The organism is Paraburkholderia elongata, from assembly GCF_013177735.1.
In the GTDB taxonomy this organism is placed as follows: domain Bacteria; phylum Pseudomonadota; class Gammaproteobacteria; order Burkholderiales; family Burkholderiaceae; genus Paraburkholderia; species Paraburkholderia elongata.
The window spans coordinates 1-12,331 of the sequence record NZ_WOEZ01000201.1; the positions used below are offsets into that span (position 1 = coordinate 1).

Annotated in this window: 9 protein-coding genes and 1 pseudogene; 7 read left to right on the forward strand and 3 right to left on the reverse strand. The window is 59.3% G+C overall.

The genetic code is table 11. The features are described from left to right. Positions 1-148 (forward strand): annotated as a pseudogene (locus GNZ13_RS52980) (IS30 family transposase); the annotation flags it as partial. A 112-nt stretch (positions 149-260) separates the two neighbouring features. On the opposite strand, the gene GNZ13_RS36090 reads toward GNZ13_RS52980, so the two are convergent. The 3 genes from GNZ13_RS36090 to GNZ13_RS36100 all read right to left on the reverse strand — a co-directional run bounded on the left by GNZ13_RS36090 (position 261) and on the right by GNZ13_RS36100 (position 5,029). After that, the gene (locus GNZ13_RS36090) at positions 261-1,082 is read right to left on the reverse strand and encodes a hypothetical protein (RefSeq protein WP_172173628.1); all 822 of its coding nucleotides are present in this window, start codon (positions 1,080-1,082) and stop codon (positions 261-263) included. Positions 1,083-1,129: 47 nt separating this feature from the next. Next, positions 1,130-1,567 carry a winged helix-turn-helix domain-containing protein gene (locus tag GNZ13_RS36095; RefSeq protein WP_236002344.1) on the reverse strand — a complete coding sequence of 146 codons (438 nt, stop codon included), beginning with the start codon at positions 1,565-1,567 and terminating at the stop codon, positions 1,130-1,132. 171 nt (positions 1,568-1,738) lie between these two features. Beyond that, positions 1,739-5,029, reverse strand: coding sequence for a PAS domain-containing protein (locus tag GNZ13_RS36100; protein WP_172173631.1), 3,291 nt, complete (start codon positions 5,027-5,029; stop codon positions 1,739-1,741). 596 nt (positions 5,030-5,625) lie between these two features. Here GNZ13_RS36100 and GNZ13_RS36105 point away from each other — a divergent pair. From GNZ13_RS36105 to GNZ13_RS36130, 6 genes are all read left to right on the forward strand, one after another. Next, positions 5,626-6,264: a response regulator transcription factor gene (locus GNZ13_RS36105; protein WP_172173634.1), complete on the forward strand. Its 639-nt coding sequence runs from the start codon at positions 5,626-5,628 to the stop codon at positions 6,262-6,264. Positions 6,265-6,309: 45 nt separating this feature from the next. After that, complete coding sequence (locus GNZ13_RS36110) at positions 6,310-6,675, forward strand: response regulator (protein ID WP_172173637.1); 366 nt, start codon at positions 6,310-6,312, stop codon at positions 6,673-6,675. A gap of 347 nt (positions 6,676-7,022) precedes the next feature. Continuing rightward, the gene (locus tag GNZ13_RS36115; RefSeq protein ID WP_172173640.1) at positions 7,023-7,274 is read left to right on the forward strand and encodes a YtcA family lipoprotein; all 252 of its coding nucleotides are present in this window, start codon (positions 7,023-7,025) and stop codon (positions 7,272-7,274) included. A 19-nt stretch (positions 7,275-7,293) separates the two neighbouring features. Beyond that, complete coding sequence (gene mdtN, locus GNZ13_RS36120; RefSeq protein WP_172173643.1) at positions 7,294-8,352, forward strand: multidrug transporter subunit MdtN; 1,059 nt, start codon at positions 7,294-7,296, stop codon at positions 8,350-8,352. Between the two features lie 9 nt (positions 8,353-8,361). Beyond that, positions 8,362-10,479 (forward strand): FUSC family protein, encoded by a 2,118-nt coding sequence (locus GNZ13_RS36125; RefSeq protein WP_172173646.1) that lies wholly within the window; start codon positions 8,362-8,364, stop codon positions 10,477-10,479. Between the two features lie 79 nt (positions 10,480-10,558). Next, positions 10,559-12,046 carry an MdtP family multidrug efflux transporter outer membrane subunit gene (locus tag GNZ13_RS36130; RefSeq protein WP_172173649.1) on the forward strand — a complete coding sequence of 496 codons (1,488 nt, stop codon included), beginning with the start codon at positions 10,559-10,561 and terminating at the stop codon, positions 12,044-12,046. Positions 12,047-12,331 lie beyond the last annotated feature (285 nt).

Below are 12,331 nucleotides of genomic sequence, written 5' to 3' on the forward strand. Positions count from 1 at the left end.
CCTCTCGATCTACAGTCAGGACGAACTCGATGCCATCGCCGACAGCCTCAACAGCCGACCTCGCGCTACCCATGCATTTCATTCGCCATTCGAGGTCTTCGAACGTATGCTCGCAACCGCTTCGATACACTCAGCTTCCATTCATTAGCCCCCTGTTGCGCTTCACTTTTGAAACCGCCGCACATTTCATCGGCAGGCAGGTCATCAGAATCACATTACCTGTCAGACCCCATACTTTGAAATTCGTTTACTCGTCGCACTTAGCGATTAAAAGCAACGAGCGTGAGCGCGATTGCCGCCGTCAGTACGTCGAAGAGCAAAGGCGCGTGCGGCATGAACATCCCGACTACCATGCCTGTGGTTACCCCGACGATCGCGCCGACCATCCGGTCTTTCCATTTGGCGATCGCTGTCGACACATCGCCAGTGACGACGCTAGCGGCCGACCAGATCAGCCATTCCGGATAGTGAATTCGGTGCCACACAATAAGCGAAGCGGCCATGCCGACTGAGAGGGCGGCGGCGATCATGCCTTCAAAATATCCGCGTCCTGGTGCTTCAATGACTTGCCGCACAACAAACCATTTGCGACCGTTCAAATTTTTTTCGGATGAGCGATAAGAAACGATCGAGACGAGTGCGACCGGGAGCGCGGAGCAAAGTAGATACGGTAAGGTCTCAACGCCTGCTTGCGGCAAGGCTCGCCCGTTGGCATTGTTCGCTGTCGCGCAGGCCAGGTAAAGAACAGGAATAAAAGTGAAAGTTCCTGTCCAGCGCATCTCGGTGCCTGCGGCGGTGATACCGATGCAAGCAACAGCAAGCACCACTGATCCGATAATGAACACGCCAGGCGTTTCCATCGATGCGGTAATGGCAAGATAGCCGAGGGCGACTACAAGAGCATGCAGGAGCACGCCTAGCGGCGCCAGGCGCGACCGCTCCGCCGCAATGAAGGCCGATATGGTGACGATCTCGACTCGGAACCAGATCGGATTCCCGGTCAGGAGTCCGGCGACGAAGATCGGTGCAAGCTGCAACGCGCCGCGCGAAAGCATGCCGGTGTTGATCAGACCGTTGAACATAAGAGCCCTTCGACGGACAAGCAGTTGCGTCGCTTGGAGAGGAAAGACTATTGCACGGCCTGCTTCGAGTCGGTACGCGCGACGAAAGTCGAGGCGGCGCGTGTCGGCTGGATCGGCCGTAACAGACGATAACCGCGCCCAGGCGCACATACGAGCAGCTTTCGATGCTCGTCCATCACTTTGCGAATCGTGCAAATGTGCACATAGAGGTTGTTATCTTCGACTATGGTGGTCGGCCACACCCGGTCCATAAGCTCGTCCTTTGTCACCAACGCGCCGTTTGCTTCGATAAGGATGAGCAACACATCCATTGCTCTGTAAGAGAGTTCGACAGGGGCGCCGTCGACGAATATCTCTCGTCGGTCCGGAAATACAGTCAGGTTCCCAATGCGAATCATGGCGTTAAATGTCCATTTGGTTGAGACATCTGCATTTGGACAGCAATCTGCGCAGGCCAGCGACTCCGATAGCAGCGTTAAAGTCATCGATCCGTGGTTGCTTCAGTGTCCTACCTGGTTTCGATGGTAGCTGGCACGATGTCTGATCGCTATTACATGAAACTGGAATCAGACCTGTATTTGGCGACGAGAGGTATGGCTGAAGCGAGGGTAGGTAGTGGAGCCGGCGGGCGACCGGAAAAAGTCGCCCCGGACGCATTATTTGGCGCTCGCTTCCTGTTGGAAAATCTGGACAGGCAAGACTGGCAGGACGACGCTGAAGGTTGCTCCGTAGCCCTCATTATTGGCTGCAGTAAGACGACCCTCGTGAGCCTCGATAATGGAGCGGGACACCGCAAGCCCGATGCCCATTCCCTTGCTCTTGGTCGTGACGAATGCGTCGAATATGCTGTCGCCACCAACGATTCCCGAGCCGTTATCAATGACATCGAGCAGTACGGACCGGTCGTCAAGGGGCCTTGCGGTAATGAGAATCTTAGGTGTGCGTCCTGAGTTCTCCGTGGACTCAATCCCGTTCGAGATCAGGTTAAGAAGGACCTGCTGAATTTGTATCTGGTCGACGAACACTGCAGGGAGGCTATCAGGCAAGTCGAACTCGATGTCGGTGATACGCCTTGTTTCGTCTTCCCGTAGCAGCCGTACGGCTTCGAGGACCATGTCTTTTACATTCCGTTTCCGCTTCTGGAATGTTTGCTGCTTGAACAGCGCGCGGATGCTTTGCATCGTCTCGTCAGCGGAACGGGCATCTTGAATGACGTTTCCCACGGAAACCCTGGCTTCGCTCAAATTTGGCGGAGACGCTGCGAGCCACCGTTTGCAAGCCTGCGCATTGGCGATAACGGACGTGAGAGGCTGATTGAGTTCGTGTGCGATGGACGCAGAGAGTTCTGCGACCGTGGCAATCTGGGTTGCCCGCGCGAGTTCGGCCTGAGTCTGTCTGAGGCGGTCCTCTGCACGTGTTCGTTCGTCAATATCAAGACTGAGTCCATACCATTGAACAATGTTGCCGTCGGAGTCTCTCATTGCTTCAGCGGTGTGCTGGTACCATCGATAAACACCGTCATTTCGGCGAAGCCGGGCAACGTGGCAGTGCGGTTCGCCAGTCTCGAGCGAGTGTGTCCAGGCTTTAGCCAGGCTGCCCAGGTCGTCAGGGTGGATGGGATACATATCGCCGAGGTCCACCAGCTGCGAAACATTCAGGCCAAGGAATTCGGAGGTTTTCCGATTGATGTAAGTGAGCCGCCCTTGTGGGTCATTGCACCAGAGCATGGCCGGGATGGTGTCGATAAGCGCGCGTAGCTGGTGCTCCCGCTGTTCGAGCACTGCTTCCGTTTGTTTGAGATCGCTGACGTCCGTACATACGCCGTACCAGTGTAGAACCTGCCCGCTTTCGTCGCGAAACGGTTCGCCGCGAGCGAGATACCAGTGCAGTTTCCCATCGGCGGCAGTAACCTGGTACGTGTCCTGATAAGACGCACCTTCCTGGACAGATCGCCTCCAGCGCGAGCGGACACGAAGACGGTCAGCTTCCGGGATGAGGTTAAGTAAAATATCTTTGTCGAATTCTTCCGCGCTCTTTCCCATGAACGTTAGCATTTGCCGACTCCATCTGTCGACTTCTCCTTGCGGTGTGGCCCTCCAGATCATCGCGGGCAATGCGTCTACGAGCCTTCGCAAATTAAGCTCTTCCGTGCGAACGGCCTCCTGGGCTAACTGCCGCTCGTGGATATCCGTCGAAAGACCATACCAGTTCACAACATCACCGTTGGCATCCCGCATGGAGGCGCCTTTGCATTGAAACCATCGATACGTGTTGTCGGCCGCGCGGAGTCGATGGACCCGGTCGTAAGGTCTCCCGCTATCGAGGGAATCTCGCCAGGCTTCAGTGGTTGACGCAGAGTCATCCGGGTGCACCAGGTGAAGCCAGCCGTTCGCTATCAAATCATTGAGCGGTAGTCCAGTGTAGTCTTCAGTGCGCTTGTTCACATATTCCAGGCGGCCATGGGAGTCCGTACGCCAGAGCAGGCTAGGGACATTCTCTATCAGCCAGTTCAGTTGCGCTTCCCGTTTACGGATGAGCTCTTTGGACCTGTAAAGTTCATCAATGTCGATGGTCGTGGAGTACCACTTGTAGACGCTTCCGTCTTCATTCAAATAAGGAACGGAGCGCGAGTGACGCCATCGATAATTACCGTCGTGATCTGCCCATCGGTAGGTGGTATCGTGCGCGCTCTTTTCCTGAGCGGAGCGAAGATTGCCTTCTTTTACCCTGTCGCGATCATCGGGATGAATGAAACTCAGAAAGCCGAGATTCTGTATACCTTCAAGCGTAGTTCCTGTTTCCTCAAGAATCTGCTGACTGACGAAGTCGAAATCGTGCTCTGTCCGGGTGGCGAAGCGGCCCGGTAATCGGTCGAGGAGCTCTCTCGCTTCTCTCTCACTTGCCGCTAATGCCTGCTGAGCCTTGATGGTCTCTTCAATCTCTATTCCGATGAGGTACCAGTTGATGACACCTCCCTTTGAGCAGCGTGATGGCTCGGCTAAAAGACGCTGCCAGCGGTATACGCCGTCATGCTGCAGCATCCTCACGGCAATATCGACCGGTTCACGCGCGGTAATGCACGCTTTCCAGTGCTGCCGTGCGGCCTGCACGTCGTCGGGGTGGATGTAAGCCATCCATCGGTCGCCCACTATTTCCTCCATTGGTCTTCCCAGCGCGGCAACACCAACTCTATTCACGTAGAGAAGCTCGCCGGTGGGTCCACCAACACATACGAATGCCGGCACACTATCCACAATGCGCCGATAGGTTTCCTCTTCGATCCGAAGAAGAGATTCGGCAGTCTTCCGGTCATGTATGTCCCAGCTCACACCGACCCATTGCAGTAGCCGTCCACTGTCGTTTCTTACGGCTTTGACACGGCAGAGGAACCACCGGTAAATGCCGTCGGACCGCCTGAGTCGAAACTCGAGTTCTTCCGGGTCGATTCCGCCCCGGAGCGCGTCCCAATATCGGTCGTTTGCCTGCAGGTCGTCAGGGTGGATTGCGGCTCGGAAAGAGTCGCACTTATGTGCTTCCTTTATGCCTGTGTATTCGAATAGGCTGGGACTGAGGTATTCGGTGGAGCCATCGGGCAGCGCAGTCCACACATGGCCGGGAAAAAGACTGCCGATGCTTTGAAGTGTCTGGTTTCGTTGGCGGACTTGCTCGTCAAACGGCTCGTCCTTCAATCTGGCAGTTGAGCCTGGCTGCCGGGGGCGCCGGGAGACCAGCTCGGCACAAAGCCATGCCGCCGCTATTGCGACGGCGGAACGGGCGATAGAGCCGGAGGCAAGAGGGGGGTGACTGGAAGCCAACGCCACTCCGGCTATCCCAAGCGAGGCGAACCCAGCGGCTAGACGCCCGAAGTTGCGGCCGAAAAAGTGCGTGAACAGGACAACCAAAACGAGGCTGAGGCAGCCCGTAGCCGGTTCGAGTAACCCTGCCACCCCTGACGCACCGGCAATGGTGACGCTGGGGACGACAACCCGAGACAGGCGTGGTAGCAACACGGTAAGCATGTCAACCTCGGAATTCGTCGGCGCATTGGATAGTGATACTCTACATTTCCCCGCAAAAGGCTGGTTTTTCAGCGCAACGGCCCCTTGCCTGCAAATTGAGCGAGGCGTGTTGCCGGTTATTTTGTGTAGTACTTGCGAAGTCTGGTCGCGCACACCGTCGTGGCACGAATTGAATACGAGGGCAATGGCGATATGTCATACCATTGCCAGTGGCTGCCTGTTTGCCGTCCGCGTCGAGCGTAGCATGGTCGGGCCGACAGCAGTGACGCCTGTCCGAGCGGGCCGCATCAGGGGATTTCGGGTCAAGTCGATGAGGTGAAACGATAAGCCTACAACCTCATATCTGGTCGTGCCATTACATAATCATGTAGTGCTCAACACGGCTGCCCGTGCTTCCGGGCGACGATTCCGACGGCTATAATTTTTCGTCGGCACGGCCGCGTGATAGGGACATTCAGCGAGATTATCGTGGACCGCCTGTGCCGACGTCAGCAGGGGCTTTCACTTGGCAACAGAGGGAGTCTATGGAATCCGCAAGCGAACTGGTGTATGTGGTCGACGACGACAGACGGGTGCGAGAAGCGCTCTCTGCGCTGCTGCGCGCAAACGGAAGAGAGGTCCACGCATTCGACTCCGGCAGAGGGTTTCTGGACGCGCCGCGTCAGAATGTCGTTGCATGTCTGATCCTGGATTTGAGAATGCCGGGCATGAATGGCCTGGAAGTCCAGAAGCTTGTCAGCAGGGACTCACAGATTCCCGTCATTTTCATTACCGGAAGGGGAGATGTGCCGTCCACGGTCCTGGCCATGAAGGGCGGGGCTGTCGACTTCCTCACAAAGCCCCTCGATGAAGATGCGTTGATGCGCGCGGTTGATGCGGCACTCGCCAGGGCGCACGTTCTTCGCAAGGAGGCGGAAGATACAGCGGCGCTCCAGGCTCTCTACCGATCGCTGACGCCTCGTGAGCAGGAGCTTTTGCCGTTACTCGCAAGCGGGCTGCTCAACAAGCAGGCGGCGGCAGTACTTGGCATCACCGAATACACAGTGCAGGTACATCGCGGCCACATCATGAGAAAAATGCAAGCGGATTCATTTGCCACGCTGGTCAGGCAGGCGAGCAAACTGCAGCTCGAAACATCGTCGACGACCACGTTGGACGCCTGACGCTAACGCTAATGCTTTGTTGGACTCGAAGACCCGGAGAAAAAAATGCCCACGCCTCGGGTTCGAACCGTTGCCGTGATTGATGATGACCGACGCGTTCTGACGTCTCTGGCGAACCTGCTGGCCTCTGGCGGGTACGGAACACGGGCCTACGAATCTGCACAGGATTTTCTCTCCGACGGCTACTCGGGGCTGGTATGCGTTATTACCGACTTGGGAATGCGGCCTATCGACGGCATTCAAGTGCTCGATAGAACGGTTCATTCGGACGCAGCCACGCCGGTCATAATTATCACAGGCAAACCGAGCGAGCATACGGAGCACTACTATCTGCAGAAAGGTGCATTAGGTTTCTTCAGAAAGCCTGTCGACGGGGATGCTTTGCTGGACCTGCTGGATAGTATCGCTTGATCGGTTGGAGTCAGATTCTGGCTTGAAACGGGCTAGTGGTGTGCGTGGATATCGCTATCGCTCGAACGATCGATGTTGCATGGTTGTTTCTTGCGGCGACATTGAATATTCATGTAATGCGGAATGCCTCTTTTGGCGCTATTGTGACGAATTGCTACGTCTGCAATCTTTCGGCGAGCGGAGCGCGGGCTACTGCTTGAAAAAGGCGCTATCGGGTTGTTCAGACAACCCTTGGATGGCGATGCTTTGTTGGAGCTTCTCGTGTGACATTGATTCCAGGCACAGGGACGACTTTGAAACGACATATTCCGCTCGCCAGAGGCAGATGTCCAAAGCGTGCAATCGGGATGGCCGCCATTGCCACGATTGCCGTGGTTTTCGTGTCCGGGTGTACAAGTTCGCCATCCATTGGCGTGCTCGGCGCGTACTTTCCCGACTGGCTGTTCTGTATCGTCGCGGGCGTTCTGCTTACGGTCGTCATCTATCTGATTGTCAAGCGTTTGCAGGCCGACCATCTGATGGGACCTCCGGCCGTGGTGTATCCCACGCTTGTCGCTTTCCTCGCGCTCGCTGTCTGGTTGATACTGTTTCAACACTGAAGCTCCCCGGGTGGATGCAATGGCGACGATTGCCAGCAAAACATCGAAGAGAAAATGGCCGGCCATCATCCTGGTCGTGGTGACGCTGTTGCTGCTGTTTTTCGTCATCCGGCTGCTGGACCGTGCCCCTCGCACCGACGACGCCTACGTCTACGCGGATACGATCGACGTCGTGCCCGAGGTCAACGGGCGCATTGTGGAACTGGCCGTGCACGACAATCAGGCGGTGAAGCAGGGCGATCTGCTGTTCCGCATCGATCCGCGCCCGTATCAGGATGCGCTGACGCGAGGCAAAGCGTCGCTCGTCGCGCTCGACCGTCAGATCGAGCTGACCCAGCGCACGGTCAATGCGCAGCAGTACAACGCGGAGTCAGTACGCGCGGCTGTCGAGCGCGCGCGAGCCGCCGCTAGCCAGGCGTCCGATACGCTGCACCGCATGGAGCCACTTTTGTCACACGGCTATGTATCGGCGGAGGACGTCGACCGTGCGCGCACCGCGCAACGCGCAACGCAGGCCGAACTCAGCGCCGCGCAACTGCAGGCGCAGCAGGCGGCAGCGGCTGTGAGCGGCGTCGATGCGCTGGTTGCGCAACGTGCCGTCGTCATGGCGGAGATCGCGATTGCTGAACTGAACCTCGAATATGCGACCGTGCGAGCACCATTCGATGGACGCATCGTGTCGTTGAAAACATCGACGGGTCAGTTCGCGTCGGTACTCAAGCCTGTCTTCACCTTGATCGACACGCGCCACTGGTACGTGGTCGCGAACTTTCGCGAAACCGAACTCAAGGGCATCCGCGCGGGCACGCCCGCCACGGTTTACCTGATGAGCGACACGGATCAGCGTTTCCAGGGCGCTGTCGATTCGATCAGCTACGGCGTCGCGCCCGATGAAGCGGGCCTTGCATTGCCCGGCGGCTTGCCGCGCATTCAACGCACGCTTAACTGGGTCCATGTGTCGCAGCGCTTCCCGGTGAAGATCCGGGTCGACAATCCGAACCCGGAGCTGTTTCGCGTCGGTACGTCGGCGGTGGCCGTGCTGTACCCCGGGCGCGGCAACGACGGCGAGCGTCATTGAGGAGCACCCATGGCCGCCGCCGACTATCTGCCCGTCACACTGCGCGATGCAGGCGATTTCCTGAAGCGCGAGCTTGCGCCTTTCCCCGGTCGCGTCAACGTAATGTTGCGTTGCATGCTGACGAGCGCCATTGTGCTCGTCGTCTCGATGGCGCTCGAAGTGCCGGAACTCGCGCTGTCGCTGCTGGTGGTGTTCTACGTCACGCAGTCGAACGTGGTGGTCACGCGGCTGGTCGGCGTGATGTTTATCGTCGGATCGACGCTTGCAATCGGTCTATCGATCCTGCTGCTGAAGTTCACATTCGACTATCCGTTGCTACGCATCGTGACCGCGAGTCTGCTGTTCTTCGGCAGCGTGTATCTGCTTCGCGTTCTCAAGATCGGCGTGGTGTTCTTCATCGTCGCCATCGTCGTGATCTATGTGCAGAGCTTCGTCGACCGGACCGATCAGGCCGACCTGCTGATCCGCGCGGTGTTGTGGGTCTGGGTCGCCGTCAACTATCCGATCGCACTGACGCTCGTGGTCAACACGCTGCTGTTGCCCGCCGAACCGCAATTGCAACTCAAGGCGGAAATCCACCGGCAACTCGCGGCAGTGGAAACGCGCCTGACGCAACTGATCGACGGCACGACAAGCGCCGCGCCGATCACGCTGGTGGCTGTCCAGCAAGGCGCGCTCTCGCTGCAGAAGCTGCTACGGTTCACGACGATGCGCGATGCCCACTATCGCGAGCATCAGACGTTTCAGCTTGCATGCATCGCGACAGTGTCGCGTCTTTATCGCGGCGCGGGCGAGTTGCCCGATACGTGGCCGGAGGGATCGGCGGCGCGACTTGCGATGTTGCGGGAGTTGCGCACGAACAGCCGCGCGCTCGACGAATCGGTGATGTCGGGGGAGCCTTATCGCTACGTCGGCACTGCGATGCCTGAAGACCGCGCCGTCGCCGATACGATGCCTGCGGCCGCCGAATTGCAGCGCGCGCTGCACGCCTACGCCGATCTTGTTGCAAGCGGTGCCGAACCCGGAAAGTCGTCCGCGAGCGAGCCGATGATCGCGCCGGACGCGTGGACCAATCCTGCGTACATGCGCTTTTCGCTGAAGACGCTGCTTGCCGTTCTGGTCTGCTACGTGTTCTACAACGCAGTGGACTGGCAGGGCATCCACACGATCATGCTGACCTGCCTGATCGTCGCGCTGCCGAGCCTCGGCGCATCGACGCAGCGCGCTTTGCTGCGGCTGGGCGGGGCCGCCGTCGGCAGCGCGCTGGCGCTGTTCATGGTCGTGTTCATCGTTCCGCATCTCGACGACATCGTCGGCCTGCTGCTGATGGCGTTGCCTGTCATCGCGTTCGGGGCGTGGATATCGGCAGGTTCGGAGCGGATCGGCTATGCCGGCCTCCAGCTGATGTTCACCTTCTCGCTGGCGTTGCTCGACCAGTTCAGCCCAAGCACGAATCTGACCGAAATCCGCGACCGGATGGTCGGCATTCTGCTGGGCGTTTGCGTGGCGACCTTCGTGCAGATGTCGTTCTGGCGCGAAGGCGAGGGCGACGTGCTGCGGCAGAAACTCGCCACGATGCTGCGCGCCGTTGCCGCACAGTTGCGTACTCCACAGGCGGGCGTCGACCAACGGGATGAGTTGCCCTATGCGCAGCGGCAGTTGCAGGCGTGGGCCGTGCTGGCCGAGTGCGAAGCGACGCTGTCGCGCGTCGCGCTCGAGCCCGACTGGCAGGAAGTGGAGCAGGAGCAACTGACACTGCGCGCGCAAACCGTCCTCGCGCAGGGGCGCGAGATCATGCTGGCGGGCGATGCGCTGCGCAACACGCTGGCGGCGCAAGTGGGATCGTCGAGCCCACACACCATCGATGCAGTGCGCGCGGCCCAGGAACAGGCCTGCGCCGAACTCAGCAGGTACGCGGATGAGCTTGCGGTCAACCCACCCGATGCGCACGCGCCGCGACGCATCGGGATCGCTGCGCAAGCTGTCGAGTCTGCCCAACCGACCCAACCGGCCGACGGGTCGCTCATCGCCGCAGCAGACGAACTGTCGCGGCAGGTCGCGGGGTTGCCGGACTGGCGCGTCGAGGCACCCGTCGCGGCGCCCTCATCACAGGCCATACGAACATGAACGCCCCCCACGCTCACCTTCGTTCGCTGCCCCCCGAGGGGGCAGATGCCTCCCTTGGGGTGGCCCGGCGGGAGGCATCATGAAAGCGCGATCGGTTGTACGCGATGGGCGATGGCGCCGATGCTTTTTATGCGTCGCGTGGATGTCGCTCGTGCTGCCGGGTTGCGCGCTGATCCATCATAACGGCACGCCCTATGCCGAGATCGCACCCGAGCAGATCAATCTCGCAGACGACATCCATCTCGCGCGCGACGGCTGGCCCGCCGCGCGCTGGTGGACGCGCTATCACGATGCGCAGCTCGAGGCGCTGATCGATCAGGCGCTAGCCGATGCGCCGACGATGGTGATTGCGCGCACGCGCGTCGCGCAGGCGAAGTCCGATGTCGAGCTTGTCAGAGCGGGATCGAACCTTCAGGTGGTCGCGCTGGCGTCGTTGGATCGCGAGCATATTTCCGCGAACGGCTTTCTCGGCCCGTTCGCGAAGAACGAACCGGCCGCGGGGCTAACGGGGCCGTGGTACACCGAGGGCATCGTCGGGCTCGGCGCAAGCCTGGACGTCGACATCTGGGGCAAGCAACGCGCGCAGATTGCCGCGTCGCTCGGCGTGAGCAATGCGCGGCTCGCCGAGACGTCCGCTGTCGAACTCGAAGTCTCGACGGATGTCACGCAGCTTTACTACGGCATTCAAACGACTTATCAGCTCATCGATCTGCTGAACGAATCGCATGAGATCGCGGTGTTCGCGGTGCAAGCACACGAAGCGCGTGCGGCGCGCGGCCTGGAAGCCCGCACCCTGCTCGAAGAAGCACGGGCACAGCAACTTGCCATCGAACGGCAGATCGTGTCGGCGCAAGGACAGGTAAAGCAGTTTCGCGAATCGATGCGGGCACTGGTCGGTGCGGGACCCGATGGCCTGCCCGCCATCGAGCCCATCGCACTGCCGCGCTCGCGGGCGGCCTTGCCGACGACGCTCTCGTACGAACTGCTTGCCCGGCGGCCCGACCTGCAGGCAATGCGATGGTATGTAGAGGCGTCGTTCGACCGGATCGACGCAGCGAAGGCGGCGTTTTATCCAAGCTTCGACATCAAGGCGTTTTTCGGCCTCGACGCATTGCATCTCGCGGATCTCTTCACGCATGCAAGCCAGCAGATCAACCTGATTCCGGGCCTGACCTTGCCGATCTTCGACGGCGGCAGGCTCAACGCGAACCTGAGCGGCGCACGCGAGGGAAGCAACCTGTTGATCGAGCAGTACAACCAGGCCGTCCTCAACGCGGTACGCGATGTCGCCCAGACGGGGAGCCGTCTACAGGCTCTCGATGCGGAGACCGAGTTGCAGAAGCAACGGATCGAATCGATCACTTTCGCGAGGGACAGCGTCGAAGCCTATTATCAACGCGGACTGACGAGCCGGCTCGCTGCGCTCGAAGCGCGTCAGCCGGTGATTGCCGAACAGGTTGCGCTGCTCACGCTCAACGCTCAGATGCTCAGTCAGGAGATTGCATTGACGAAGGCGCTCGGCGGCGGCTATCGCGCCGATCCGCCCGTCGAACTGAAGCCGCGTTGAACGGTGCGCGTTACGTCCATCACGCCGAATACGTTCACATCGAATTGCGTCTGGATCTGCTCGCTCGGCCGATTCCCGACGACGCGCCGGTGATCAAAATAGTCTTGCTCGCGGTGCTTTCCTTAACCGGGATGACGTATAGACAAGGTAGCAGTGGAGGATGATGCGACAATGTGCATCGCGTTACCCCTACTGGCACCTTGCGCATCAACGCGTCGGATGAGCGCTGCGATGCGGCTGATGAGTTCCGTCGGCTACGAGTTTTTTCGGCGATTTACCGACATG